The 26,250-nt window shown below is 67.3% G+C and carries 24 protein-coding genes and 1 tRNA gene; 20 read left to right on the top strand and 5 right to left on the bottom strand.

The features are described from left to right. Positions 1-32: 32 nt before the first annotated feature. Positions 33-1,358, top strand: a complete 1,326-nt coding sequence (gene der / locus OXK16_07965; protein MDE0375880.1) for a ribosome biogenesis GTPase Der — start codon at positions 33-35, stop codon at positions 1,356-1,358. Beyond that, positions 1,355-1,498, top strand: a complete 144-nt coding sequence (locus OXK16_07970; protein MDE0375881.1) for a hypothetical protein — start codon at positions 1,355-1,357, stop codon at positions 1,496-1,498. Before der ends, OXK16_07970 begins: the two co-directional genes overlap by 4 nt. A gap of 13 nt (positions 1,499-1,511) precedes the next feature. Here the strand turns inward: OXK16_07970 and OXK16_07975 are convergent. Continuing rightward, positions 1,512-1,588, bottom strand: a tRNA-Pro gene (locus tag OXK16_07975). 480 nt (positions 1,589-2,068) lie between these two features. Here OXK16_07975 and OXK16_07980 point away from each other — a divergent pair. The 16 genes from OXK16_07980 to OXK16_08055 all read left to right on the top strand — a co-directional run bounded on the left by OXK16_07980 (position 2,069) and on the right by OXK16_08055 (position 18,586). Further along, positions 2,069-3,787, top strand: coding sequence for an ABC transporter substrate-binding protein (locus OXK16_07980; protein ID MDE0375882.1), 1,719 nt, complete (start codon positions 2,069-2,071; stop codon positions 3,785-3,787). 324 nt (positions 3,788-4,111) lie between these two features. After that, a complete protein-coding gene (locus OXK16_07985) occupies positions 4,112-6,340 on the top strand; it encodes an ABC transporter substrate-binding protein (protein MDE0375883.1) in 2,229 nt (742 codons plus the stop codon). 105 nt (positions 6,341-6,445) lie between these two features. Beyond that, complete coding sequence (locus OXK16_07990) at positions 6,446-7,645, top strand: ABC transporter permease (GenBank protein MDE0375884.1); 1,200 nt, start codon at positions 6,446-6,448, stop codon at positions 7,643-7,645. Beyond that, positions 7,642-8,901, top strand: a complete 1,260-nt coding sequence (locus OXK16_07995) for an ABC transporter permease (protein ID MDE0375885.1) — start codon at positions 7,642-7,644, stop codon at positions 8,899-8,901. The genes OXK16_07990 and OXK16_07995 overlap by 4 nt, the downstream gene beginning before the upstream one ends. 76 nt (positions 8,902-8,977) lie before the next feature. Continuing rightward, a complete protein-coding gene (locus tag OXK16_08000; protein MDE0375886.1) occupies positions 8,978-10,411 on the top strand; it encodes an ABC transporter ATP-binding protein in 1,434 nt (477 codons plus the stop codon). Next, positions 10,408-11,412: an ATP-binding cassette domain-containing protein gene (locus tag OXK16_08005; protein MDE0375887.1), complete on the top strand. Its 1,005-nt coding sequence runs from the start codon at positions 10,408-10,410 to the stop codon at positions 11,410-11,412. The genes OXK16_08000 and OXK16_08005 overlap by 4 nt, the downstream gene beginning before the upstream one ends. Further along, on the top strand, positions 11,409-11,990 hold the full coding sequence (locus OXK16_08010; GenBank protein MDE0375888.1) for a CDP-alcohol phosphatidyltransferase family protein: 582 nt from the start codon (positions 11,409-11,411) through the stop codon (positions 11,988-11,990). Before OXK16_08005 ends, OXK16_08010 begins: the two co-directional genes overlap by 4 nt. 147 nt (positions 11,991-12,137) lie before the next feature. Continuing rightward, the gene (locus OXK16_08015; GenBank protein MDE0375889.1) at positions 12,138-12,581 is read left to right on the top strand and encodes an FHA domain-containing protein; all 444 of its coding nucleotides are present in this window, start codon (positions 12,138-12,140) and stop codon (positions 12,579-12,581) included. Further along, positions 12,578-13,270 (top strand): MerR family transcriptional regulator, encoded by a 693-nt coding sequence (locus tag OXK16_08020; protein MDE0375890.1) that lies wholly within the window; start codon positions 12,578-12,580, stop codon positions 13,268-13,270. Before OXK16_08015 ends, OXK16_08020 begins: the two co-directional genes overlap by 4 nt. A 7-nt stretch (positions 13,271-13,277) precedes the next feature. Continuing rightward, the gene (locus OXK16_08025; protein MDE0375891.1) at positions 13,278-14,432 is read left to right on the top strand and encodes a D-alanyl-D-alanine carboxypeptidase; all 1,155 of its coding nucleotides are present in this window, start codon (positions 13,278-13,280) and stop codon (positions 14,430-14,432) included. Further along, positions 14,429-14,995: a hypoxanthine phosphoribosyltransferase gene (hpt, locus tag OXK16_08030; protein ID MDE0375892.1), complete on the top strand. Its 567-nt coding sequence runs from the start codon at positions 14,429-14,431 to the stop codon at positions 14,993-14,995. Before OXK16_08025 ends, hpt begins: the two co-directional genes overlap by 4 nt. Before the next feature lie 9 nt (positions 14,996-15,004). Next, entirely contained in the window at positions 15,005-15,493 is a 489-nt protein-coding gene (locus tag OXK16_08035) for a bifunctional nuclease family protein (GenBank protein ID MDE0375893.1), read from the top strand. Between the two features lie 169 nt (positions 15,494-15,662). Further along, positions 15,663-16,190: a MerR family transcriptional regulator gene (locus tag OXK16_08040; protein MDE0375894.1), complete on the top strand. Its 528-nt coding sequence runs from the start codon at positions 15,663-15,665 to the stop codon at positions 16,188-16,190. A gap of 98 nt (positions 16,191-16,288) precedes the next feature. After that, entirely contained in the window at positions 16,289-16,639 is a 351-nt protein-coding gene (locus tag OXK16_08045) for a hypothetical protein (GenBank protein MDE0375895.1), read from the top strand. Positions 16,640-16,765: 126 nt separating this feature from the next. Continuing rightward, positions 16,766-17,596 (top strand): lysophospholipase, encoded by an 831-nt coding sequence (locus tag OXK16_08050; protein ID MDE0375896.1) that lies wholly within the window; start codon positions 16,766-16,768, stop codon positions 17,594-17,596. Positions 17,597-17,608: 12 nt separating this feature from the next. Next, complete coding sequence (locus OXK16_08055; GenBank protein MDE0375897.1) at positions 17,609-18,586, top strand: EamA family transporter; 978 nt, start codon at positions 17,609-17,611, stop codon at positions 18,584-18,586. Here OXK16_08055 and OXK16_08060 read toward each other — a convergent pair. Beyond that, positions 18,525-19,385 carry a hypothetical protein gene (locus OXK16_08060; GenBank protein ID MDE0375898.1) on the bottom strand — a complete coding sequence of 287 codons (861 nt, stop codon included), beginning with the start codon at positions 19,383-19,385 and terminating at the stop codon, positions 18,525-18,527. The genes OXK16_08055 and OXK16_08060 overlap by 62 nt on opposite strands. 56 nt (positions 19,386-19,441) lie before the next feature. Here OXK16_08060 and mshD point away from each other — a divergent pair, with 56 nt between their 5' ends. Next, the gene (gene mshD, locus OXK16_08065; GenBank protein MDE0375899.1) at positions 19,442-20,326 is read left to right on the top strand and encodes a mycothiol synthase; all 885 of its coding nucleotides are present in this window, start codon (positions 19,442-19,444) and stop codon (positions 20,324-20,326) included. Between the two features lie 60 nt (positions 20,327-20,386). After that, entirely contained in the window at positions 20,387-22,321 is a 1,935-nt protein-coding gene (gene thrS / locus OXK16_08070) for a threonine--tRNA ligase (GenBank protein MDE0375900.1), read from the top strand. Between the two features lie 26 nt (positions 22,322-22,347). On the opposite strand, the gene OXK16_08075 is transcribed toward thrS, so the two are convergent. Genes OXK16_08075 through fusA form a run of 3 tightly spaced genes read right to left on the bottom strand, consistent with a single transcriptional unit; the run spans position 22,348 to position 26,174 of the window. Beyond that, positions 22,348-22,827, bottom strand: coding sequence for a hypothetical protein (locus OXK16_08075; GenBank protein MDE0375901.1), 480 nt, complete (start codon positions 22,825-22,827; stop codon positions 22,348-22,350). Continuing rightward, positions 22,827-24,107, bottom strand: coding sequence for a citrate synthase (locus tag OXK16_08080; protein MDE0375902.1), 1,281 nt, complete (start codon positions 24,105-24,107; stop codon positions 22,827-22,829). The genes OXK16_08075 and OXK16_08080 overlap by 1 nt, the downstream gene beginning before the upstream one ends. Before the next feature lie 18 nt (positions 24,108-24,125). Next, entirely contained in the window at positions 24,126-26,174 is a 2,049-nt protein-coding gene (gene fusA / locus OXK16_08085) for an elongation factor G (GenBank protein ID MDE0375903.1), read from the bottom strand. Between the last annotated feature and the right edge of the window lie 76 nt (positions 26,175-26,250).

Here is a 26,250-nt window from a genome sequence, read left to right on the forward strand (position 1 = left end):
GCCGGCATCCACAAGACGCACGGCGGTTCCTCTTGTCCCCTCCCAAACCTCTCGTCGCCATCGTGGGCCGACCGAACGTTGGAAAGTCGACCCTGGCCAACCGCATCGTGGGCCGCCGAGCGGCGGTAGTGCAGGAAAAGCCGGGGGTCACCCGGGACCGGCGCGAGTTCCCGGCCGAATGGAACGGCCGGAGCTTCACGGTGGTCGACACCGGCGGGTGGCAGCAGGGCAAGGACGCCGATCTGATCGAGGACATCTGCCTCCAGGCCGAGATGGCCATTTCCGCCGCCGATCTGATCCTGTTCGTGGTCGACGCCCATGGGGAAATCACTTCCGACGACGCAGCGGTAGCCCGGCTGCTGCGACCCGAGACCGGTCGTGTGGTGATGGTGGCCAACAAGGCCGACAACGACGCCCTGTCCAGGGAGTCCGCGGCCTTCACCCGACTGGGCCTGGGTGAACCCATGCCGGTGTCGGCCATCCACGGCTATGGAGTGGCCGACCTGCTGGACGTCCTGGTCCGGCGCCTACCGGACCCTCCGGACGGCGACCTCATCGAGGACCCCATGCCCGACGTGGCGGTGATCGGACGCCCCAACGTGGGGAAGTCCACCCTGCTCAACCGGCTGGTCGGGGATGAGCGCGTGCTGGTCTCGCCCGTACCCGGCACCACCCGGGACCCGATCGACGTGATGGTCGAACTGGACGGTGCCGCCTACCGGCTCATCGACACCGCCGGCATGCGCCGCAAGCCGAAGATGTCGGAGGACGTCGAGTTCTTCTCGGTGCTGAGGGCGCGGGAGGTGCTACGGCGCGCTCACGCCGCCCTCCTGATGGTGGACGCGACAGACGGTGTCACCCACCAGGACCAGCGAATAACCCGCCTGGCCGCAGACTCGGGCGCGGCGTTGGTGATCCTGGCCAACAAGTGGGACGCGGCCGACCTCGAGCAGCGGGAGCAGACCACGTACGAGTTGGGCGCCAGGCTGGGTTTCGCCGGCTGGGCCCCGGTTCTCCGCATCTCGGCCCTCACCGGGGCGCGCCTGCACCGGCTGGGTCCAGCGCTCGAGACTGTGCTCGAGAACCGATCCCGCCGTATTCCGACCGGCGTTCTCAACCGGCTCATCACCGAGATGGCGGCCGAGCACCCTCCTCCCGTGAGGAGAGACCGGCGCCCCAGGATCCTCTTCGCCGCGCAATCCCGGTCGGCCCCTCCCACCATCGCCCTGTTCGTCAAGGGAAAGCTCGACCGCCCTTACCTGCGATTCATCGAGAGGCGGCTCCGCCAGGCCTACGACTTCACGGGCACGCCGGTTCGGATAGTGGTGCGGCGGGGAGGTGGGCGCGGCGGACGATGACCAGTCCGACCGGCCCCGACCCGGACCGCCGTCCCCCCGGCTCGCCGCTCAGCTTCAAGCTGATGGTGGCGCTGGCAGCGCTGTACCTGGGCTGGCGTCTGGTCGAGGGAGTGATCGCCCTCTACCGGTGGGTCTTCTAAGAGCGGAAACGGATGGTCGGGCTGGCGGGATTTGAACCCACGACCTCTTGACCCCCAGTCAAGCGCGCTACCAAGCTGCGCCACAGCCCGTCTTCGCAGAGTGTATCACCCGGCCTCCCGGCTTTATGGGCGCGTTGTCTGTCAACGAAACAGCCACGCGTGTCATTGGCGGTCGTCGGCGCCCCGGCGCTGCCTAGGCCAAGCCACACCGCCATCCCAACTAGCCTCCCACCCGACGCCGAAAGGGGAGACCAGGGCCATGCCGGTCAGGGGGAAGTTCCAAGCATCCACGCGGCCGGCGATAGCGGCGGTGCTGCTGGCGATGGCTGCTCACGGGTGCGGGGGCCCGGGTGGTCCGGGTGATACGGCCGCTACGACTCCGGCGGCCACCCGGGCGCCAACCACGGATGGCCAGACCACGTCGACATCCGCCCCTCCTTCCACGGGAGCCGGGGAGACATCCGCGTCACCGGACGCGCCGCGCCGTCGGCCGGCTTCACCTACGAGGTCGCCATCTTCAGCAACCCGACCACCGACAATCCGTGGGCCTACTTCGACACGGAGCCGGACGTGTGGAACCAGTACACCCTGGCCGGCACCCTCCCGTCCCTGTACGGGTCCGCCTTCCCGACCTTCACCATCATTCCCGTTCTGGCTGCGGATGCAGAGCCCCCGCAAGGCGCCGCTGACGGCGACCGCTGGGTGATCGATGTGACCATGCGCCCCGGGGCCGAATGGAGCGACAGAACACCGATCACAGCCCACGACGTCGCCTTCACGTTCAACGCCGTGAAGGACCTGGAGATGGGTGGCAACTGGCTCGCCGCCCTTCCCATGGCCCGCCCGGACGATCCCCAGACCGAGGAGGACGACACCTACGACGGCCTGATCTCGGTGGAGGCGCTGGACGACCGCACGGTGCGTTACACCTGGAGCGCCCGGCCCGGGCTGGCGCAGTGGCAGTTCGGAGCGGCCCAGTCCCCGATCTTCCCGGAGTCGTTCTGGGGCCCGCACGTCGAGGCCGCCGATGAGCCCGCCGATCTCTACGCCGTATCGGGAATAGCGGCGCCCTCGGGCGGGTCGATGATCTACGACCGCCGGGAGCCGGGCGCCTTCGTCCGGACCGAGGCCAATCATGGCGTGTTCGGCAGGGGCGACGTCGTGACCAGTTACTCGACCGGAGGCGCCACCAGTGAAGGCGCGGCCTCCTGGGAAGTGGGGGACACGTCAGGAGAGGTACTGGCGCGGTGGGCCGAAGGTCCCCACGCCGCCGCCGCCATCTACTCGGTCTACGACACCCAGGATGCTGCGGTCCTCGCCCTGCGGGACGGCGAGGTGGACTTCATGCTCAACCCGCTCGGCCTCCAGCGCGGCCTGCAGTCCACCGTCATCGAGGCGGGCGACCTCGAAGTGATCGCCAATTCACCCAACGGCTTCCGCTACGTGGCGTTCAACACCCGCCGTTTCCCCGGATCCGAGCCCTCCTTCCGGCAGGCCATCGCCTGCATCATCGACAAGGACTTCATGGCCACCAACGTTCTCCAGGGCGTGGCGACGCCGCTCAACTCGTTGATCCCGCCCGGCAACACCTACTGGGCCAACCCGGACGTGTTCGTCTGGTGCGGCGGGTTGAGCATGGAGGAACGTGTCGGCATGGCCGTTCAGATCCTCAAGGACGCGGGGTGGACCTGGGAAGTGGAGCCGCGGTGGGACGCGGACAACCAGGACGTTATACCTCGGGGTGAAGGATTGCGCGGTCCGGATGGCACGGAGTTGGAACCCATGGAACTGCTGGCGCCGGGTCCGGGATACGACCCGCTGCGGGCTACCTACAGCCTGTTCATCGCCGATTGGGCGAACGACCTGGGCGTCCCCTTGCGGGCGCAGCCGACCGGGTTCTCGGTGATCGTGGACAGAGTGTTCGGTCCGGTCGACTGGGACATGTACATGCTCGGATGGTCCACCACCATCTTTCCCGACCACCTGGCCGACTTCTTCGAGACCAGGGCCGATTCGGCCACGACCGGAGGGTTCAACCTTCCCGGCTATTCGAATCCCGACTACGACCGGCTGGCACAGGATCTGAAGTCGTCTACCGACCTGGAGGAAGCCGCCGGCATCGCCAGGAGAATGGACGGCATCATCGCTCGCGACGTGCCCTACATTGTCCTCTTCGACACCCCCATCCTGGAGGCTTATCGCAACACGCTTGCCTATCCTTCCACGACCGTGCTGAACGGCTTGCAAGGGTTCTCAGGGCTCCCCGGATCGGTGAACGTGGCCGAGTAGCCTCCTCCAGGGTGGATTTAGACAACGTACATCCGTGTCTCCGCTATCTCCCAACTATTCAAGTCTTCTAGGGAATCTGGCGATCCAATCGCAGAACCCGGAAATATTGACGTACTCAATTGGAATCGATCCGGCGAAACCGACGTGTGCGAACGGCGCCCATAGAGGGCTTACCGACCTTCCATCCTTTACCGGTCTACTGCCCCGGACCGGCGCGGTTCAATGAAAAAGTAACCCGGCTTTCTGACCGACTATCCGCGGCCATCAAGATAGACTTGTGGAATCTGTACTGAAGCAGACGGGCCCATAACCAGGGAGGATTCCATGAGGGCACCATCGATGCGTACATACCTACGATGGCTGGCGGTCGCGGCCGTTCTGGCCCTGCTCGCCACAGCATGCGGGGCAGACGACGAAACGGACGAAGCAGCCGCCGCACAGGCTCAGGCTCAGGCGGAGGCAGCAGCTGCGGCACAGGCACAGGCAGACGCGGCACAGGCAGAGGCAGACGCAGCCGAGGCTGCGCTATCCCAGGCACAGGCCGATCTCGAAGCCGCCCAGGCGGCCGCGGCCGAGGCCATGGAGGGCGACGATGCCGCCCAGGCCGAACTAGCCGCAGCGCTCGCCGACGCCGAGGCAGCCCTGGAGGAAGCCGAGATGGCAGCCGAGGAGGCCATGGAGGCGGCCGAGGCAGCCGCGGCGGAGCAAGCCGCGGCGACTACCACGACCGCACCAGAGGCGATGCCGGAAGCCGGTCCGTTCACCTACAAGCTGGCCATCTTCAGCGACCCGACCACCGACAACCCGTGGGCCTACCTCGACACGGAGGCGGACGTGTGGAACCAGTACGTGCTGTCACCGGCGATCCCGACCCTGTACGGATCGACGTTCCCGAGTTACACGGTGGTGCCGAATCTCGCGGCCGACGTCGAACCCCCGCTGGGCGCCGCCTCCGGAGACAACTGGGTGATCGACGTGAACATGAGGCAGGGTCTGGTCTGGAGCGACGGCTCACCGATCACCGCCAACGACGTGGCCTTCACCTTCAACGCGGTCAAGGGTCTCCAGATGGGCGGCAACTGGTTCTCCCTGCTGCCGCTGGCACGGGAGGACGACCCGGCCACAGAGGAGAACGAAGGGGCCGAGGGCCTGATCTCCGTCGATGCGCTCGACGACTATACCGTCCGGTACACGTGGAGTTCCCAGCCGGGCCTGGCCCAGTGGCAGTTCGGCGCGGCCCAGGCCGCGGTCTTCTCCGAGGCTCACTGGGGCTCACACGTGGCCGCTTCCGGCGACGCCGGCGAGCTCTACGCCGTGTCCGGCGAGGGTGCGCTATCGGGCGGGAGCATGGTCTTCGACCGGCGCGAGCCCGGCGCCTTCGCCCGGAGCGTGGCGAACGCGAACGCGAACGACCAGGGAGCGCAGACCACCAGTTACTCGTCCGGCGGCGTCACCTTCTCGGGTGACGTGAGCTGGCAGGTGGGCGACACGTCCGGAGACGTCATCGCCGACTCGGTCGGCGGGCCTCACGCGGGCGACGCCATCTACTCGGTGTACGACACCCAGGATGCGGCGGTCCTGGCCCTGCGCGACGGGGAGGTGGACTTCCTGCTCAACCCGCTGGGTCTCCAGCGCGGTCTCCAGTCCACGGTCCTGGAAGCGGGTGACCTCGACGTGATCGCCAACGCTTCCAACGGCTTCCGCTACCTGGCCTTCAACACCCGGAGTTTCCCCGGTTCGGACGTGGCTTTCCGCCAGGCGATGGCGTGCATGATCGACAAGGAGTTCATGGCCACCAACGTCCTCCAGGGTGTGGCCATCCCGCTGAACTCCATGGTGCCTCCCGGCAACGCCTTCTGGGCCAACCCGGAACTGGATGCCTGGTGCGCGGGCCAGAGCCAGGAGGAGCGGGTCAATTCGGCCGTCCAGATCCTGAAGGACGCCGGGTGGACCTGGGATGTCGAGCCCCAGTGGAATGCCGACAACCGGGACGTGATCCCGAAGGGTGAAGGCCTCCGGGGACCGGACGGCACGCTGGTCGGCAATCTCGAGTTGCTGGCCCCCGGGCCCGGATACGACCCGCTGCGGGCCACCTACAGCCTGTTCATCGCCGACTGGGCCAACGACCTCGGGATACCGCTGACAGCGGAGCCCACCGGCTTCTCGGTGATCGTGGACAGGGTGTTCGGGCCGGTGGACTGGGACATGTACATCCTCGGATGGGGTCTCACCATCTTCCCCGACTACGTTGCCGACTTCTTCGACTCGCGCGCCGACTCGGCCACCGCCGGCGGGTTCAACATCCCCGGCTACGCCAACCCGGAGTTCGATGCGATGGCGGATCGGTTGAAGGCGGAGACCGACATCAACGAGGCCGCCGCCATCGTGCGCCAGATGGACGCGGTGCTCGCCCAGGACGTCCCGTACGTGATCCTGTTCACGACGCCCGTACTCGAGGCATTCCGTAACACCTTGGAGTTCCCCAGCACCACCACTCTCGACGGCTTGCAGAACTTCCAAGGGCTGCCCGGAGCGGTGAACCTGGCACAGTAGCGATCGCCAGAGGACAGAGCGGTGGGACAGGCCTGATGGCCGTCCCACCGCCTCGCCCGACCGCCCGGAGCAAGACGGGAGCAGCGAGGAGAAGGCTGCGATGAGATGATTCGATACATTGCGCGGCGCACCGTGCAGATGTTCGTGCTGTTCATCATCTTCCTGACGCTCACCTTCCTGCTTCTCACCGCCCTGCCCGGCGATACCGTCAAGCAGCGGTTCGCCACCAATCCCAACATCCCGCCGGAGGCGGCGCAGCTGGCCATCGAGCGTCTCGGTCTCGACAAGCCGCTGTGGGAGCAGTACACCAGCTACATGTGGAACTTCTTCCGCGGAGACTTCGGGTTCTCCTTCCTCCAGTACCCGCGGCCGGTCTCCGACATCATCCTGGAGCGACTGCCGCGGACCCTGGTGCTGTTCCTCACGGTGCTGGTGAGTTACTACATCCTCGGGTTCGTGGCCGGTAAGTTCATCGCCTGGAGGCGGGGCCGGAGGGGCGAGCATGCCATAACCATCGGCAGCGTGTTCCTCTACACGGTGTTCTACCCCTGGTTCGCGCTGATGCTGATCTGGTTCTTCGCCTTCTATGCCGACGTGGTGCCGATAAACAAGTTCCTCGACCCTCAGGAGTGGGTGGACGCTCCCTTCAGTTCCAACCATGTGTTCATGGTGATATTCGGGGTGATGCTGGTGAGCGGGATTGCCGCGCTCACGCTGTGGATAGTGTCCCGCCGCATCAGGGACTCCGACCTGCGGAGGAGGACCGTGTGGGTGGGTTACGGCGCGCTGGCCGTGGTGATGCTCTGGTTCTGGTACCTCAGCGACTTCGGGTCGGCCCGGCGCCTGTACGCCGGGGACATCCTGCACCACATGATCCTCCCGGTTGTCACGATCACGCTGATCAGCTTCGCCGGGATCATGCTCCTGACCCGGAGTTCCATGCTGGAGACCATGCGCGAGGACTTCATCCTGACCGCCCGCGCCAAGGGCCTGGCGGAGAAGACGGTACGCGACCGCCACGCCGCCCGCACCGCCCTGCTCCCGGTCACCACCAGCCTGGTGATCGCGGTGGCCACCGTCATCGACGGGGGGATCATCACCGAGACCGTCTACTCGTGGCCGGGCATGGGAGAGCTGCTCTTCACGTCGGTGGTCGGGCAGGACACGAACCTGGCTATCGCCGCCTTCTCGTTCGTGGGCGTCATGGCCATGGTCGGGCACCTGGTGGTGGACATCCTCTACGTGTTCCTCGACCCCCGCATCAGGGTGACGGGGGGGGTGACGATGCCGGAACCCGTGCGATGACGGATCTGCTCGAAGCCCGGCCGGCGACCCCCGTGGCCGCGAAGGGTTCGCTGTGGAGGATCCGGGCCAACCTGGTGTGGGCCGGCGTGACCAACAACTGGAACCTGTTCCGAGCCAACCGGGTCGGCATCGTGGGTCTGGCCATCATCCTGTTCTTCGCGCTGATGGCCCTCATACATCCCGTTCTGATGTCCGGCATGCGCTGGTACTCCGGCGCCGCGCTGTTCCTGCTGATCTGGCCGGTCGTGGCCTGGGTGGTCTGGCCGCTGTTGGGTCGCCTTCGCCACGAGCGGAGGGTCACCCTCCCGCTCACGGTCGGAATCACAGCCGCCCTGCTGGTGGTGGCAGGGGTGACGCTCGGTGGAGTGTGGGATGCCGGTACCTACCACCCCGTGGTGGGGAACGAGGCGAACCCGCCGGTCCTGTACAGGACGGTGGTCAACGAGGTCGCGGACCCGGCGACGGAGATGTCGATACGCGAGGCGCTGCTCTACTCGAACCCTGACGGATCTCCTCTGCTCCTCGGAGACGTCGCCGAGATCCGGGAGCAACCCACAGGTCCCTACGGCCGGCACTGGCTCGGAACCGACCCGCTGGGGCGCGACATCCTGTCCCAACTCATGAAGGGCGCCCAGGGAGCGTTCCTGCTGGGAATGGTGGCGGCCCTGGTCACCGTCCTCTTCGCCACCTCGGTCGGCGCAGTGGCCGCCTATCTGGGTGGCTGGATCGACTCGTTCTTCATGCGGCTGGCCGACCTGTTGCTGATGCTCCCCGCGCTGGCCATCTTCATCGTGATGAGTTCGGTGTTTCGCTTCGAGCTGTGGCACCTGGCCATCCTGATCGGGGTGCTGTCGGGATTCGGCGGAGTGGCCATCGTCCTCAAGTCGCAGGCCCTGGCGGTGAAGGTCAAGCCCTTCATCGAGGCCGCCCGGGTGGCGGGTGGCTCCACGTTCCGTGTCATAACCGTCCACGTGATACCCAACGTGATGCCGCTCAGCTTCCTGTACATGATGTTCACCGTCACCGCCGCCATCCAGACCGAGGCGATCCTCTCCTTCCTCGGCCTGCTCAACATCGACATGAGCTGGGGGTTGATGATCGAACTGGCCAGAAACCAGGGTTACTTCCTCACCGGCATGCGCTTCTGGTGGCTGGTGTTCCCCGCCGGGTTGTGCGTGTCCCTCCTCGCCGCCGCGTTCTTCCTGGTCGGCCGGGCCATGGACGAGGTGGTCAATCCCAGGCTGAGGAAACGATGACCGCGGCCGACACGAGGACCATGGCGTACCCGGCCTGCCTCGATCCCGGAGGCACACCGGTGCTGCGGGAGAACGGATGAGCGCAACCCCGGCCTCCCGTCCGCCCCGGCTGAACCTGCCGGCGATCGTCCTCGGGGTCGCCGTCATCGCGTTGCTCAACTCTTGGTTGGGAGCGTGGATAACCCCCGCGGAGGACCAGTACCGGCCCGGGTACCTGGTGATCCTGGTGGCCTTGCTGCTGCCGGGATTCCTCGGCGCCCTCGTTTCCGGTCTGGCCGCCCGTCATCGGTTCCCCACCCACGGGCTGATGGCCGGGCTGGGTATGTTCTTCGTCGAGCTCATCTGGGGCGCGGTCGGGGGCGAATTGGCCATCGGTACGGTCATCGTGCGCGCTCTGGGATTCGCCTCAGGAGCAGCACTGGGCGGGCAAGCGGCAGGCCGGATGGCGGGCTACCTACGTTCCGCCCGGGCCGAGGCCGCGGATCGGGTCGCCAGGACCTCGGAAACCGCCCCGCTCCTGGAGGTGGACAGCCTCAGCATGCATTACAGGACCAGCATCGGATGGGTATCCGCGGTCGACGGGGTCAGCTTCGAGCTGCGCAAGGGCGAGGCACTGGGACTGGTGGGGGAGTCCGGTTGTGGCAAGACCTCGGTCGCGATGTCGCTCCTGCGGTTGTTACCCGAGAACGCCGAGTTCCGAGGCGGATCTGTACGTCTCAACGGGATCGACCTCCTCGACATGACCGAGGACGAGATGAGAAGCCGCCGCTGGTCGGACATCGCCATGGTCTTCCAGGGCGCCATGAACGCATGGAACCCCGTGTACACCGTCTACGAGCAGATCCGGGAGGCGATGGTCACCCACTTCGGGGGCGACCTGACAGAGGAACAGATCCGGGACCGGGTCGGCGAGTTGTTCGACCTGGTCGGCTTGAACCGGGCGATGGTGGATCGTTACCCGCACGAGTTCTCGGGGGGCATGCGGCAGCGGGCGATCATCGCGATGGCCCTATCGTGCGATCCCCAGGTAATCATCGCGGACGAACCGACCACCGCCCTCGACGTCATAGTGCAGGACCAGATCCTTCAGGAGTTGAAGCAGGTCCAGACCGCACTGGGAATGAGCATCATCTACATCTCCCACGACATCGCGGTCATCGCCGAGGTGACCGAGGCGATGGGCGTGATGTACGCGGGCCGCCTCGTGGAGCTGGGCCCGACCGCGGAGGTGTTCTCCCGGCCCCGCCATCCCTACACCTACCTGCTGCTGCGGTCCACCCCGTCGGTGACCGGGCCCCGCCGCGTGCTGGCGCCGCTCGAGGGTGAGCCGCCCAACCTGGTCGATCCGCCCACGGGATGCCGGTTCCATCCCCGATGCCCTTATGCCGACCAGCGGTGCCGGGAGGAGAACCCGGCCATGGAGGTCATCGATCCACAGTCCGGCCATGGCGTCGCCTGCTGGAACTGGACGAGCGTCCCGGTCCGGATAGGCAAGGGTGTAGAGGCATGACGCGGCCACTGGTCAGGGTCGAGAACCTGACCAAGCGGTTCCCGATCGCCCGCAATGCCTTCAGCCGGGCAACCGAATACGTCCACGCGGTGGACGGGATCAGCTTCGACATCGCCCCGGGCGAGACCCTTGGCCTGGTGGGGGAGTCGGGTTGCGGCAAGAGCACCACCGGGAAGCTGATGGTGAAGCTGCTCGAGGCCGGCTCCGGACGGATCATGATCGAGGCGGACGGCGAGATGGTCGACATGGCCGGCATCACCGACAAGGATGACCTGCGACGCTTCCGGCGCCGGGTGCAGATGATCTTCCAGGATCCGTTCGAGTCGCTCAACCCGCGGCGCACCGTGTACGACACGATCGCGGAGCCCCTGACCGTGCAGCGCATCGGGAGCGTGAGGGAACGCGAGGAACGGGCGATGCAGCTCCTGGAGCTGGTAGGGCTGACGCCGCCATCGACCTTCCTGTTCCGCTACCCGCACGAGCTGTCGGGAGGGCAGAGGCAGCGGATCGCCATCGCCCGGGCATTGGTGGTCGATCCGGCCTTCGTAGTGGCCGACGAACCCACCTCCATGCTCGACGTCTCGATCCGGATCTCGATCATGGACCTGATGCTGAAGCTGGCTGAGCAACTGGACGTCTCGTACCTGTACATAACCCATGACCTGGCGGTGGCGCGCTACATGTGCGACCGGATCGCGGTCATGTATCTCGGCAAGATCGTGGAGATGGGGGAGACGGAGCAAATCCTCAGCAACCCGCAGCATCCCTACACAAGGGCATTGCTGGCTTCCGTGCCGGTTCCCGATCCCGCCCACCAACGGGAGGGCGCGGACATCCGCGGCGGGATATCCAAGGCGATCGACCCGCCACCCAGGTGCCGCTTCATCGATCGGTGTCCGATGGCCGCCGACATCTGCCGCTCCAGCGACCATCCACCCCTCGAGGAGGCCAACCCCGGCCATTTGGTAGCTTGCTACCGATGGGAGGACGTGCCGGTGTGAGCGAGGCAACAACCGACCAGCCGGCTACCCAGGATGCCGGACTCTGGACCGTGCCCAACCTGATCTCCGTCCTGAGGATCCTGGCCCTGCCCGTCTTCCTGTGGGTGTTGCTGGGTCTCGACCGCCCGTTCCTGGCCGCCGTTCTCCTCGGATTGATATCGGTGACCGACCTGCTCGACGGCATGCTGGCCCGTCGTCTGGACCAGGTGTCCGAGATCGGCAAGATGCTCGATCCGGTGGCGGACCGGCTAGTGGTCTTCGCAGGCGTGGTGGGCGGAATGGCGGCGGGTCTGGTCCCGCTGTGGCTGGGGGGGTCCCTGCTCGTCCGGGAGGCGATCATCGGACCCACCACCATCTATTACCTGGTACGCCGCAACATCCGGGTGCCGGTCCGGCGGATGGGTAAGACCGCCACCGCCCTCATCTTCTTCGCGGTGCCCTTCTACTACCTGACCGCTACCAGCTTCATGCCCCTCTTCTGGGAGGTCGTGGCCACGATCCTCGGTGTGCTGGGCCTGATCCTGTACCTCATCGTGACCTGGCGCTATCTGGGCGATCTGCGCCGTGCTCGGGGGTGAGTCACCCACCCAAAGGTTCTAGCTAAACTTTAATGACGAGACACGGATGCGAAGTCGTTGCTCGACAATGCCCGACTATTTGAGCACCTGTAAACAGCTCCAATGAAAGCGTCCCCGGTCGTGGGTCTCTACAACTACACTCGCGGTATGGATGACTCGCACCCGGCGCCGGACGTGACCGGTCGCCAGCCCGGTGAGGATGCCACCTCTCCGGGGGACGTTACCGAGGTCCTCGATCTCTTCGATGACGAGGGGAACCCCATCGGGACCGGCCGGCCCGGGTCGGAGGAGGGCGGCCCGTCCTACAAGCTGATAGTGCGAAGCGGCCAGCAGGCCGGACGGTCATGGCGGGTACCGTCCGGCGACACCCGGATCGGGCGCCATCCGTACAACGACATCGCCCTCGACCACATCACCGTCTCCCGGAGCCATTGCCTGCTAACGCTCGATGACACGGGAATGACCCTCACCGATCTGGGATCCACCAACGGGACCTACGTGAACGGCAGGCGCGCTGAGAGCACAACCATCCTTCCCGGCGACGAGCTGATGATCGGGATGTTCCGGCTCCTGCTGGCCCGGGGACGATGACCGATTCTCCGACCCTCACCATCGGCCGGGTCCGGGAGCTGCTCAACGACGAGTTCCCCGACGTGACCACCTCCAAGATCCGATTCCTCGAGACCAACGGCCTCGTCCATCCGGCCCGGTCGCCGTCCGGATACCGGCATTTCCGCCAGTCCGACGTCGACCGGCTCCGCTTCATCCTTCGCCAGCAGCGCGACCACTTCCTTCCCCTCAAGGTCATCAAGTCGCAGCTGACCCGGCTCGAGAGGGGCGAGATACCGGGCGGCGGGGTGGAACCCGAGGAGCCGCTACCGGTCCCGGAGATCGCCGACGAGACATTCAGCCTGAACGAACTGGCCCGACGGTCCGACCTGACCCCCGCCCAGGTTCGCCAACTCCTCGACCACGGCCTGCTGGCCCCGCTCAACACCGAGGGCCCCCACCAGTTCACCACCGGGGACGTGGCCGTGGCCCGCCAGTGCGGGGTGCTGCTCGCGGAGGGTCTCGAACCCCGGCACATCCGCCAGGTTCGCCAGGGCGTCTCCCGCCAGGTCGAACTGCTCGACAGGCTCACCCTCGCCATGCGCCTGAGCCCGAGCCGGGCCAGCCGGCGCCAGGCCGCCAGGACCTTGAGCCGGGGGGCCGAGGCGATCCGGCTGCTCTCCCAGTCCTTCCTCCAGGCGGACGTAAAGCGGCTCCTCGGCGAGGACTGACCTCCACATGCGAAGACTTCGGGCAGGTGCTCTGCTCGCAGCAACCAGCCTGGCGGTCCTGCTCGTAGCGGCCCCGCCCGGCCGGGCCCACCATCCAACGGACCTGGGGCTACTCGCACCGGATCCTCCGGAGGTCACGGCCGAGGCATGGATCGTGTACGACGACACCTACGGCCAGGTACTGGCCGAGATGGACGCCGACTCCCGCCGCTCGGTCGCCTCGGTCACCAAGATACTGACCGCTCTGGTGGTGCTCGAGACCGTGGGCGGGGACGACCTCGTCACCATCACCCATACGGCCGCCTCGGTGGGCGAGTCGGAGATCGGCCTGGTGGCGGGAGAGGCGGCCTGGACGGTCGAGGAGCTCCTGGCAGCCCTGATCCTCCGCAGCGCCAACGATGCGGCTGTGGCGCTTGCCCAGCACGTGGGCGGGTCGGTAGCGGGGTTCGCGGAGTTGATGAACCGGGAGGCCACCCGGCTCGGCCTCACCGACTCCAACTTCGTCAACCCGCACGGCCTCGATCACGCCGACCACTACAGCTCGGCCCGCGACATTCTCCGCATCTCCGTCGCCGCGATGCAGAGCCCGGCGTTCTCCCGGATCGCCGCCACCCGGAGCTTCAGCCTCCCGCCCACACCGGAAGGGGAGTCGCGGGTGGCCGTCAACCGCAACGACCTGCTCGCCACCTATCCGGGCACGCTCGGCATCAAGACCGGCTACACCGGCCGCGCCCTCCAGACGCTCTCGGCGGTGGCCCAGCGGGATCAACGCCGGATCTACGTGGTGGTGTTGGGCTCCCAGGATCACTTCGCCGATGTCACCCTGCTGCTCGACTACGGCTTCGGCGGCTTCGGGCCGTTGACCCTGGTCCCGGCCACATCCGACCTGAGCCGGCCGCTGGCAGGCGGTGTCGCCGCACAGCCCGGTACCGACTTCGAGGTCTTCCCGGCTCGGGCGGAGCAGCCTCCGCCGGATACCGTGGAGCCGGTGGCCGCCGATGCGCCGGGGACCGGAACCGGCCCGTCCGCTGTCGACCCTGAAGCCGAGGTTCCCGCCGCTCCCGTGACCCAGCGCATTGAACGTCAGGTAGAGCTTCCGGGTATCCGCGACGCGCTGGCATGGGTATGGAAGTACTGGCAAGGACTGAGGGGCGAACAATGATCGCTGCGGAGGCGATAAGCGAAGGCGACATCACCGAGCGCATCGCGGAGTTGGGAGAACGCATCGCCCACGACTACCGGGGCCTGCGGCCCGTGCTGGTGTGCGTGCTGTCGGGATCCCTGGTGTTCCTGGCAGACCTGATCCGCCAGATCCCCATCGAGTGCGAGGCCGACTTTCTCGGGCTGACCAAGTTCGGGGAGGGTGGCCGGGTACGCGTGGCGATGGACACCGCCACCAATCTCGCCGCCCGTCACGTGCTCATCGTGGAGGACATCGTGGACACCGGCCTCACGCTCCGCCTGCTCCGTCAGATGATGGAGGAACGCGATTGCGCCAGCCTCCAGACGGTATCGCTCCTGGACCGGACCACCCGGCGTATCGTTGACGTACCCATCGAGTACCGGGGCTTCGAGGTTGGGGATGAGTTCCTGGTGGGGTACGGTCTCGACTGGAAGGGCGAGTTCCGCAACCTGCGATCCTTGTGGGCCATCCTCGATTTTGCCTCCTTCGCGGCCGACCCGTCCGCACTGGTGCCCATTGCAGAGCCGGCTCGTCGTGAATAGGCTCGCACCATGAGCGAGTCGGTTCCCATGGATCTCATCGGGGTCAGGATCGAGTACCCGACCAACCAGCCGATAGTCCTGCTGCGCGAGTCGCACGGTAAGCGCTTTCTCGCCATCTGGATCGGGGCCATGGAAGCCACCGCCATCGCCTACGCCCTCGAGGGCGTCGACACCCCCCGCCCGTTCACCCACGACCTGCTGCGGATCACGACCGAGGTCTTGGGGGGACAGGTGACCCGGGTGACGGTGACCGAGCTACGGGACAGCGTCTACTACGCAGACCTGGTTCTCTCACGGGACGGTGAGGAGATCCATGTCAGCTCCCGCCCCTCCGACGCCATCGCCCTGGCCGCCCGTACCGGAGCGCCGGTATTCGCCACTCCGGAGGTCCTTGACGACGCCGGCATCGAGATCAAGGACGATCACCAGGAGGCGGAGGTGGAAGCGTTCCGGGAGTTCCTCGAAGATCTCTCGCCCGAGGACTTCAGAACCGGCTAGTCATCCCGACCCGGGAAACCCGCGCCCGGGCGGCTGGTATCCCATCGGAAACCGTTGGAACATGGCTCCCGATGGTCTATCGTACGGCTCGCAAACAGGTAATTACCTGGCTGTAATGACCAGGTGATACGGGTCGGCTTCGACCCACCGGGGAGGGAGCCCCGTTCCGATGGACCGAGATACCAACACCGAGGACCCGACCGTGGGGATGGAGGGCTACCGGGCGCCCCAGGTTTGCAAGCTGGCCGGCATCACCTATCGACAGCTCGACTACTGGGACCGCACCGAGTTGCTGCAGCCTTCATTGATAGCGGCGCAGGGATCCGGGACCCAGCGGCTCTACTCCTTCTCCGACCTCGTCCGGCTACGGGTCATCAAGGGTCTCCTCGACACAGGCCTCCACCTCAACCGGATCCGGCAGGCGGTCGAATGGCTCCGCGAGCAGGAGATCGACCAGCCGCTCTCCGAAGCCAACCTGATCAGCGACGGCGCCACCATCCTGGCCAGCTTCGACCGCGAGGGAACCCAGGAGTACCTGATGGACGCTCTCCAACGCGGTCAGGGAGTATTCGCCATCGCCGTGGGGCGGATTCAACGTGACCTCGAGGGTGAGTTGCTGGACTTCGCTCCGAGCGCGGTGCAGGCCGAGCTCCCTTTTGCTGAGCTCCAATCCGATCCCGAGGCGGCCACCAGCTGACCTCCTCCGGCCCGAGTCCGGTCACATCTTCCCCTAGAGGCGTCGCCTTCGCCCACCACAGCGAGATCCAGTTCGCCCGGCTGCTCGACTTCTACCACGTGCGCTGGGAGTACGAGCCCCGGTCGTTCCCCATCCAATGGGACGACGATGGCCGGCCCACCAAGAGCTTCACCCCTGACTTCTACCTGCCGGACGAGGACGTCTTCGTGGAGATCACCACCATGAAGCAGAGCCTGGTCACCAAGAAGAAGCGCAAGGTCCGCCTGTTCCGGGCCCGGTATCCCGACGTGGACATCCGGCTGCTGTACCGGCGGGACTACCTGCACCTGGTCTACAAGTACGGCCTCGACTCCGCGCCACCGTCCGGATCCGCGCTGGTCCCGACCCGTCACACCGGGCCACCGCTCGTGACCCGGCTGACCGATAGGGCCCGGAGCATGTCCGGGTAGAGGGAGCCCACGCTCCTGGTGGTCTTCGGCCGGACAACCCTGGCGCCGCCTCACGGACAGACCGTTAGAGTGGCGGCCAGACTCGTGGCCACGGACCACTCCGGCTCCCAGGCAAGGTATCTTCGTATGACCGCCCCGCCCGCCACCAGCATGGAGATCGTCACCACCCGCGGCGGTGTCACCGAGTTGCGCCGCCGATGGGAAGCCGAGGATCCATGGGCCTCCCTCCTGATCGTCCACGGCTTGGCAGAGCACTCGGGGCGCTACCGGAACGTCGGCGCCCGGTTGGCGGCAGCCGGTATCGACACCCACGCCTTCGACCTCATGGGCTTCGGAGCGTCAGGGGGGACCCGGGCCGACGTAGCGCACTGGCACACCTACCTGTTCCAGCTGTCGGACAACCTGGCCCGGTTGCCGGACCGTGGCCTTCCGAGAGTGGTGCTGGGCCACTCCGTCGGGGGCCTGCTCACCATCGACTACGCCATGTCGCGCCATCGCCAACCCGATCTGGTGGTCCTCAATGCGCCCGCCGTGGACGCGGTAGTGCCGGCCTGGAAACGGAGGGCCTCCCCAATCCTGGCCGGGCTGGTTCCCACCCTGACCCTCGCCAACCCGATAGACCCCTACCAGATATTCAGTGACCCCGCCACAACCGCCGGCTACCTCGCCGACCCACTGCTGGAACCCCGCACCACGGTCCGGCTGGGCGCCCACCTGCTCAGCGCCATGGACCGGGTCACCGCATCCGTCGACCGCTTCACCGCCCCCTGCCTGCTGACGCACGGCGCGGACGACACTCTCGTGCCACCGGCAACGAGCGTCGCGCTGGGTCGGCTTCCCAACGTCGAGCGGCGACTGTACCCGGGCACCCGGCACGCCTCCCTGCAGGAGCCGGCAGGCGGGATGATCCTTGATGACATCGTGGCATGGATCCGGGCCATGACCGGGAACTCCTAGAAGCCCGTCAGCATGATGCGCCGCACAGCGACCGTACTGCCCGCCCGCGCCAGAGGAATCCTGCTGGTGGCCGCCGCCGGGACCCTGTGGAGCACCCTCGGCCTCGGCGTTCGGATCATGGACACCGCCACCATCTGGCAGATCCTGTTCTACCGGGCCATCGCCCAGGTAATAGTGATAGGCGCCTGGGTGGCCATGCGGCGGGGACGCGGGTTCGCCCGCTCGTTCATGGACATCGGCGCCGACGGGGTCATCGCCGGCGCCTCCATCTCCATGTCCTCGATCGCGTTCGTGTACGCCCTCAGGCTCACCACGGTGGCGGAGGTGGTGTTCCTCTTCAGCATGGCGCCGGTCCTGGCGGGGCTGCTGGGATGGGTGGTGTTGCGAGACCCCATCACCCGGATCACCTGGCTGGCGATGGCGTTGGTGCTGGCCGGGATCGCCGTGATGAACGGCCCGGCCGGGTCGGCGGGGGTCTCGGCGGGGACCTTCCTGGCCTTCCTGTCTGCACTCGGATTCGCTTCGTTCACGGTGCTGCAACGCCGCCGCAGGCATGTCGACATGTTGCCGGCCATCGCCGTGTCGGGCCTGATCACGGCGGCGGCCACGGCATGGCTCATCGGCGGCACCGTCCCGGGCCCCCGCGACCTGGCGGTCGCTTTCTGGCTGGGAGGAGTCGCCCTGGCCGGTGGGTTGGCGCTGTACACGGTCGGGGCGCGCTACGTGAGGCCTGCCGAGTCGGTGCTCATATCGATGACCGAGGTCGTGCTGGCGCCGCTCTGGGTGTGGTGGATATTCGACGAGACGGCGGGCGTCGCCACCCTGGCGGGCGGTGCTGTCGTGCTTACCGGCGTGCTGATCCAGGCGCTGGGCAGCGAATCCAACTCCCGGGGCCGGCGGGGGCAGCCGGGAGACACGCCGGACCGGGCTACCCCTCGACGTCGCCTTCGCCGACGTCCGGAGCCGGCCGCAGCTCCTCCGCCGCCGTAGCCACCTGGCCGACGAGAAGACCGAACTCGAAGGCAGCCGTCTCGAAGGCCAGCAGGCCGGCGCGACGGGTCTCCCCGGTGTCGGTCGACTCCAGGCCCTCCTGCATGGTCTCGGCCGCCGAGACGAGGGCGGCGACGGAGCCGGCCAGACCCTGCTGGAGTCGGGTATTGATCCCCGGTGGCGTAGCCACCCGAGCCAGCCGGGCGGGAAGGACGCTCACCCGGGAGACCAGAGCGCCCATCTGCTGGACCGCCGCGTCGTATTCGAGGCTGCCGCTGTCCCACCCGTCGTTGATCTGCCGCCCGGTGTCCATTGCATCCGCCACGTCCAGGGCCAGCAGCGAGATCTCATCTGCGTACAACCGCAGGGCCGCCGCGTCGCGCTCCACGGATGTGGTCTCGACGACAGGCTCCGGGGCCTCCGAGGAGTCACGGCTGGTCAGGGTTCGGAGCCCGAGCACCAGGGCGACCACCACCGCGAGGATCAGGCCGATCCGCCGCATGGAGCCCGGGCCGGAAGCGAAACGTCCCGGCCGGGTGGAGGGTTCGGGCCGTCCGATCCGGTGACGGCACGACCGGCAGATGGAGGTATCGGATATCCACTGCTGGCCGCACTGGGGACAGAAGCGCGGTTCGCCCTCCCGGGAGCCCGCCGCAGCCCGAGTCTCGCCGGACTCCGATCGGGGCGTGACCATCGCATCGGTAACCGGCACCTGCTCGGCTCGGCGGACTCCCGACCAGCGGGAGTCTCCCGGACGGCGGGTACCCTCCGGCGGCTTCCGATCATCCGACCAGGTCACGGCACTAACCCTCCGACGCCAACTCTCCCGGAGGATAGTTGTACCCTCGGGCGCCAATGGAGGTACGTCCCGCTTTGCCCGGCGAACTCGGAGACCAGTTGGCGGATCTCATCGCCACGGTCACCGAGAAGCAGGGGGCCCCGCCTTTCGGAGAGGTCCTGCGAGCAGCCATGCGCGACCCCGACGGGGGAGGCCTCGGCTACGCCGCGCGGTCGCACGGAAGGCTCGTCTCGTACGCCTTCGCCGCCGCCAACCCCGACGGACGGGTCTGGACGCTGGAGGTGGCCGACGGCTCCGGGCAGCAGGATCGGTTTCTGGGTGACGTGGCCCGCGGCCTGGATGCCGCCGGGATCGAGGAAACGGTCCTATGGCTCCACGCCCCGGACATCGAGCCGCCACCGGCGCTCTTCACCCATGAACGCGACCTGTACCGGATGGCGGTGAGACTTCCCGTTCCCGGCATCGCCCGGCCCCCGGCGGGCGTCCGCTTCGCCGGCTTCGACGTCCGGCGGGATGCCCGGGCCCTGATCGAAGTCAACAACCGGGCCTTCGACGGTCATCCCGAGCAGGGCGAATGGTCGCTACAGGACCTGGAGCGGCGCACCTCGCTGCCGTGGTTCGATCCGCGCGGAGTACGTACCGGCTGGATCGACCACCGGCTGGTCGCATTCCACTGGACCAAGGTCCACGACACGCCGGCTCCCGACGGGGGCGCCCTGGGCGAGATCTACGTTCTGGCGGTCGATCCCGCCTTCCTCGGCCGGGGACTGGGCGGCGCCATCGCACTTGAAGGGCTCGACTACCTCTCGCGCCACAGGAGAGCCACCAGAGCGATCCTCTACGTGGACTCGGCCAACATCGCCGCTGTGAAGCTCTACCGGCGCCTCGGCTTCGCAACCGAACACACCGACCGCGCCTACCGAAGGGCTCGAAGTGGTTGACTCCGAGTGCTTGGCGGATTACCGGATTACGATGGCGCCGCCACCTGCCCGGACCCGGTTATGACTATTGAACTGATTCTCCCCGACCAAACCCTGATCCGCCACGAGGCCGGAGTGACCGGACTCCGGGTGGCCGGATCGATCGGCCCGCGCCTGGCCGCTGCGGCCGTCGCGGTCTCGGTCGACGGCGTCCTGATGGACCTGGAGCAGCCGATCCATGCCGGGGGGCGGTTCGCGGTAATCACCCCGGAGTCGGAGGAGGGCCGCCATGTCCTCCGTCACTCGGCCGCCCACATAATGGCCCAGGCGGTGCTCGGACTCTTCGAGGGCGCCACCTTCGCCATCGGACCCGCCATCACCGACGGCTTCTACTACGACTTCGACATCGGACGACCGTTCACACCCGACGACCTGGACGCCATCGAAGAGGAGATGGAGCGCATCGTCGCGGCCGATCAGCCCTTCGTCCGGGAAGAGATGTCGCGGGCCGCGGGACTGGACCTGTTCCGCGAGCACCCCTACAAGCTCGAGATAATCCGCTCGGTAGACGAGTCGGAGGTCGAATCCGGGGACGTGGTGTCCGTTTACCGGAACGAGGGGTTCGTGGACCTGTGCCGGGGCCCACACTTACCTTCAACCGGAAGGTTGAAGGCCTTCAAACTGACCCGCACAGCGGGGGCATACTGGCGGGGGGACGAGAAACGTCCCCAACTCCAGCGCATCTACGGGACCGCCTGGGAGTCGGGCAAGGCGCTGCGGACCTATCTCCACCGGATCGAGGAAGCGGCACGCCGGGACCACCGCAAGCTGGGCCGCGAACTCGACCTGTTCTCGTTCCCGGACGGCCTCGGCCCGGGCCTGGCGGTATGGCACCCGAAGGGCGGGATGCTGAGGCGCCTCGCCGAGGACTACAGCCGGCGCATCCACGAGGCCTTCGGCTTCGACTTCGTCTTCTCACCCCACCTGGCCAGGGCCGATCTCTGGCAGACGTCAGGCCACCTGGACTTCTATGCGGAGAACATGTACCCCGGCCTGGAAATAGACCAGGGTGACGAGTACCGCGTGAAGCCCATGAACTGCCCGTTCCACGTTCTGATCTACCGCTCGGACGCCCGTTCGTACCGGGACCTGCCCATGCGGCTCTCCGAGTTGGGCGCCGTGTACCGCTACGAGCGGTCGGGCGTGGTCCACGGCTTGCTCCGGGCGCGCGGGTTCACCCAGGACGACTCGCACACCTTCTGCACCCGCGACCAGGTCCCGTCCGAGCTGCAGCTCCACCTCGACTTCGTGCTCCGCCTCCTCCGGGACTTCGGCTTCGACGAATTCCAGGCCGATCTCTCGACCCGTCCGGGAGAGAAATGGGTCGGGGAACCGGAGTTGTGGGCGTTGGCCGAAGAGTCGCTCGGGGAAGCGCTCGCAAAGGCCGGCGTCCCGCACCGCGTGGCGGAAGGCGAGGGCGCCTTCTACGGCCCCAAGATCGACGTGCATGTCAATGACGCCATCGGGCGCCGCTGGCAGATGTCCACCATCCAGGTGGACTTCTCCCTCCCGGAGCGGTTCGGCCTCGAATACGTCACTCCCGCCGACACGAGGGAGCGGCCCGTCATGATCCACGCCGCCAAGTTCGGCTCGGTGGAGCGCTTCCTGGGCGTGCTGGTCGAGCACTACGCCGGCGCCATGCCGATGTGGCTGGCGCCCGTCCAAGCCGTGGTCGTGCCGGTCGCCGACCGTCATGACGGCTACGCCGGCCGGGTTGCGGGCAAGCTCCGGGACGGGGGCCTACGGGTCGAGTCCGCCTCGGGACCGGGCAAGCTGGGGGAGAAGATCCGCTCGGCCATCACGGGGAAGGTCCCGGCGATCCTGGTGGTGGGCGACCAGGATGCCGCAAACGACACGGTCGGCCTTCGCCTCCGGTCGGAGAAGAAAGAGAGGCGGGGCGTTCCGATGGACGAGGCACTGGCCGAGCTGGTCGATGCCGCCCGGCCTCCCGGCTGAACGTACTCCTCGAGCCCCCGCCGGGCTCAGCCGGGTTGCTCCAGTTGCTCCGTGTAGACCTCGTCGACGCTGTGCCCGCTGACCGCGTCGATCCGTACCAGTGCCCGCGCCAGCGGCGGGTCCTCCGCCGAGTACAGGATGAGGTTCCAGACCGGGCGCGACCGACCTCCTACGAACCCGAGGGCCGCCGAGGCGTGGCCCACCGGAAACGGAGCCACGGCTGCAGCCATGTCCAGCGCCCGCTCCTGGCCAATCACCAGCGGCCAGGCCGTGCGGTAATGAACGTAGGCGAGTGCCAGCAGCCCGATCGCGACCACCCACAGGCCGGCGCCGAGGTTGGCCAGCGCCCCGAACACGGCCAGCAGCCCCGCGGCCAGGTAGATGCGGGCGCCGATCCGGCGCCGGGACGGGGACGGGAACCGGTACGGACCCAGCTGCCCGGAGTCGAGATCGTCCGGGACACCCGCTTCCCTGGCCACCTCGGCGGGAATGCGGATTCCCTCCATCAACGCTCCGCCTGGGGCACGTAGTCTCGTTGTGAGTAGCCGGTGTAGATCTGGCGCGGGCGCTTGAGCGGGGCGCTCGAGGACTCCCTCATCTCCCGCAGCTGCGCCAGCCATCCCGGTAGCCGGCCCAGGGCGAAAAGCACCGTGAACATCTCGCTGGGAAATCCCATGGCCTGGTAGATGATGCCCGAGTAGTAGTCCACGTTGGGGTAGATGCGCCGCCGGATGAAGAAGTCGTCCGCCAAGGCCTCCTGCTCCAACTTCAACGCCAGGTCCAGGAGAGGATTGCTCTGGTTGTCGAGCAGGGCGCGGGCGTGTCGCTTGATGATCAGCGCCCGGGGATCGAAGTTCCTGTAGACCCGGTGTCCGAAGCCCATGAGCCGGAAGGGGTCGTTCCGGTCCTTCGCCCGGTCCAGGAACAGCCGGGTGTCCCCGCCCGCGGCCCTGATGTCCTCCAGCATCTCGATGACCCGCTGGTTGGCGCCGCCGTGGAGAGGACCCGACAGAGCAAGAACGCCGGCGCATATCGAGGAGAACAGGTCGGTCTGACCCGACCCGACCAGCCGGACCGCCGAGGTGGAGAGGTTCTGGCCGTGGTCGGCGTGGAGGATCAGCAACGCCTCCATCGCCTGGACATGGGCCGGGTTGGGTTGGTAACCCGAGCCGCCGGGGTTGAAGGTCATGTTGAGGAAGTCGGCCGCGTAGCCGAGTCCCGGGTCGGGATCGATATAGACCCGGTCCCGGTCGCTGCGGTGCGACCAGGCCACCAGCGCAGGCATCATCGCCACCAGGCGGGTAGCGGCCAGCCGGTTGGCCTCCACCTCTCCCGATCCTCCCGTTCTCGGGTAGTAGGCGCCCAGCAGGGCGATCGCGGTGGCGATCTTCTGCATCGGATGGGTACCGGCCGGGAACGCCTCCAGGACCTTCTCGAACCCGTCGGGCAGGGCTCGGCACTCCGCGATACGGCTCTCGAAGGCCGCCATCTGATCGGGGGTGGGAAGCTCGCCCCGGTCCAGCAGGTAGGCCACCTCCAGGAACGTGGAGTTCCCGACCAGCTGGTCCACCGGATAGCCGCGGTAGCGAAGGATCCCTGCTTCGCCGTCGATGAACGAGACCTCGCTGGAGGTCTCGGCGGTGTTCCCGTATCCGGGATCGAGGGTGACCATCCCGGTGGCGGCGCGGAGACCCCGGATGTCGAGTGCCCGCTCGCCCTCCGTTCCCGATGCGATCAGTAGGTCGATCGCGTCCTCACCATCGACGCGGATTGTCGCCTTCTCCATGTGCTGCGCTCGTCCCTCCTACTCGGCCGCGGCCTTGGTCGCCGCCACCACCCGCTGCACTTCCTGCGGGGGAGCGGGCTCGTAGCGGGCGAACTCGATGTCGAAGGATCCCCGCCCCCCGGTCATCGACCGCAGATCCACCGAGTAGCGCTGCACCTCTGCCATCGGGACCTCGACATTCAGGACCCGGCTCCGCCCGTCGGCGTCCATCCCGAGCACCCGCCCCCGCTTGGCGTTGATGTCACCGATCACGTCGCCCATGTAGTCCTCGGGCACCCGGATGGTGACCACGGCGATGGGTTCGAGGATGGTAGCCCGCAAATCGGGAGCCGCCGCCCTGACGGCCATGATCCCCGCCATCCGGAAACTGAGCTCATCGGAGTCGACGGAGTGGAACTTACCGTCGTAGACGGTGGCCCGGACATCGATGACGCGGTAGCCGGCCAGGATGCCCCGCTCGAGGGCCTCCCGGATCCCCTTGTCGACCGCCGGGATGAGGCTCCGGGGAATGGACCCGCCCTTGATCTGATCCACGAACTCGTAACCCTCGCCTCGCCGGTTGGGCTCGAACCTCACGTACGCCACGCCGAACTGGCCCCGCCCGCCCGACTGCTTCTTGTGCTTGCCCTCCACGTCGGCCCGCCCCTGGATGGTCTCCCGGTACGGGATGCGCGGCACGCCCGTGTCCACCTCGACCCCGAAGAGCCGCGCCACCTTGGCCAGCGTGACGCTGACATGGGCTTCCCCGAGGCCTGAGAGGACCGTCTCGCTGGTCTCGGCGCGTCGCTCCACCATGATGGTGGGATCCTCCTCCTGGATGCGGGCCAGGGCGGTCGAGAGCTTGTCCTCGTCCTGGGTGGAGCGGGGCGATACCGTCACCTCGTGTACCGGGCGGGGCACCCGGACCGGTGCGATCTCGGTAGCGCTTCCGGGGGCCCTCAGGGTGTCTCCGACCCGCAGGCGGTCGAGCTTGGCCACCGATCCGATGGACCCGACCGTCGCTTCCGGCAGCCCGGTGTGCTCCTTACCCTGGAGCGAGAAGAGGCTGGACATCTTGAGCTTGTCCCCGCCGGGGTTCTCGAGCACGGTGTCGGGCTTGAACGAGCCCGAGAAGACCCGGAAGGTATTGACCCGGCCCACGTACTGATCCCCTGACGTCTTGAACGTGTAGGCCACCGCCGGGCCGTCCGCATCGGGGGCCAGTTCGCCGCTCAAGGTCGCGGGCATGGTCCGTTCCAGGGGATCGGGGCCGAAGTCGACCACGAACTCGGCCAGGGTGTCGATTCCCACCAGCGAGCCCGCGGAACCCACCAGGACCGGGAAGATGTCTCCCGCCAGCATCCCGTCGTGGATGACCTCCACCATGCGTTCCGCCGACGGTTCCTCGCCCTCGAAGTAGGCCTCGAGCAGATCGTCGTCGGTCTCCACCACCGATTCCACGAGCGCTGACCGGGTCTCTTCGAAAGCCTCGGCCACCTCGGCAGGAACGTCGGTAGCCGTGCCCTCCGTCCGGCCCGATTCGTAGCGGTAGGCGCGACCCGACACCAGCCTGACCACCCCGCTCAGGCTCTGCTCCTCGCCGATCGGTATCTGGATGGGAGCGATGCGCTTGCCGAAGGCCTCCACGAGTTCGTCCAGGGTGCGGGAGAACGAGGCGCGGTCCCGGTCGAGCTTGTTGACGAACACCACCCGGGGAATGCCCTCCAGGCGGGCGGCCTCCCAGAGGATCTCGGTCTGTACCTCGACTCCGTCCACGGCGGAGACCACGAACACGGCCAGGTCCACGGCTCGCAACGCCGCCAGCGCCTCACCTACGAAGTCGGCGTACCCGGGGGTGTCGATGAGGTTGACCCGGGTCCCGTTGTGATCGAAGGACGCCACCCCGAGCCCCAGCGAGCTCTGGCGCTCGATCTCCTCGGGCTCATGATCCATGACCGTGTTGCCGGCATCTACGGAACCGACGCGGTTGATCTCGCCGGCGTTGAAGAGGAGGGCCTCGGCGAGGGAGGTCTTACCGGAACCTCCGTGGCCGAACAGGCCCACGTTTCGAATGTTCTCCGGTCGCATCCTCCTCCGCTTCCTTGTGGGGCATCCGAGTGTAGGCAATCATACGATGCTTCCCGTCTGTGGTAGCTTCCCGAGC

Source organism: bacterium, from assembly GCA_028821235.1.
In the GTDB taxonomy this organism is placed as follows: Bacteria; Actinomycetota; Acidimicrobiia; order Spongiisociales; family Spongiisociaceae; genus Spongiisocius.

Coding starts and splice junctions, on each gene's coding strand:
- hpt (MDE0375892.1), top strand. CDS start 14,429: ATGATCGCTGCGGAGGCGATAAGCGAAGGCGACATCACCGAGCGCATC.
- OXK16_08000 (MDE0375886.1), top strand. CDS start 8,978: ATGAGCGCAACCCCGGCCTCCCGTCCGCCCCGGCTGAACCTGCCGGCG.
- OXK16_08025 (MDE0375891.1), top strand. CDS start 13,278: ATGCGAAGACTTCGGGCAGGTGCTCTGCTCGCAGCAACCAGCCTGGCG.
- mshD (MDE0375899.1), top strand. CDS start 19,442: ATGGAGGTACGTCCCGCTTTGCCCGGCGAACTCGGAGACCAGTTGGCG.
- OXK16_07970 (MDE0375881.1), top strand. CDS start 1,355: ATGACCAGTCCGACCGGCCCCGACCCGGACCGCCGTCCCCCCGGCTCG.
- OXK16_08075 (MDE0375901.1), bottom strand. CDS start 22,827: ATGGAGGGAATCCGCATTCCCGCCGAGGTGGCCAGGGAAGCGGGTGTC.
- OXK16_08050 (MDE0375896.1), top strand. CDS start 16,766: ATGACCGCCCCGCCCGCCACCAGCATGGAGATCGTCACCACCCGCGGC.
- OXK16_07990 (MDE0375884.1), top strand. CDS start 6,446: ATGATTCGATACATTGCGCGGCGCACCGTGCAGATGTTCGTGCTGTTC.
- OXK16_08005 (MDE0375887.1), top strand. CDS start 10,408: ATGACGCGGCCACTGGTCAGGGTCGAGAACCTGACCAAGCGGTTCCCG.
- OXK16_08080 (MDE0375902.1), bottom strand. CDS start 24,107: ATGGAGAAGGCGACAATCCGCGTCGATGGTGAGGACGCGATCGACCTA.
- fusA (MDE0375903.1), bottom strand. CDS start 26,174: ATGCGACCGGAGAACATTCGAAACGTGGGCCTGTTCGGCCACGGAGGT.
- OXK16_08055 (MDE0375897.1), top strand. CDS start 17,609: ATGATGCGCCGCACAGCGACCGTACTGCCCGCCCGCGCCAGAGGAATC.
- thrS (MDE0375900.1), top strand. CDS start 20,387: ATGACTATTGAACTGATTCTCCCCGACCAAACCCTGATCCGCCACGAG.
- OXK16_08015 (MDE0375889.1), top strand. CDS start 12,138: ATGGATGACTCGCACCCGGCGCCGGACGTGACCGGTCGCCAGCCCGGT.
- OXK16_07995 (MDE0375885.1), top strand. CDS start 7,642: ATGACGGATCTGCTCGAAGCCCGGCCGGCGACCCCCGTGGCCGCGAAG.
- OXK16_08040 (MDE0375894.1), top strand. CDS start 15,663: ATGGACCGAGATACCAACACCGAGGACCCGACCGTGGGGATGGAGGGC.
- OXK16_08020 (MDE0375890.1), top strand. CDS start 12,578: ATGACCGATTCTCCGACCCTCACCATCGGCCGGGTCCGGGAGCTGCTC.
- OXK16_07985 (MDE0375883.1), top strand. CDS start 4,112: ATGAGGGCACCATCGATGCGTACATACCTACGATGGCTGGCGGTCGCG.
- OXK16_08035 (MDE0375893.1), top strand. CDS start 15,005: ATGAGCGAGTCGGTTCCCATGGATCTCATCGGGGTCAGGATCGAGTAC.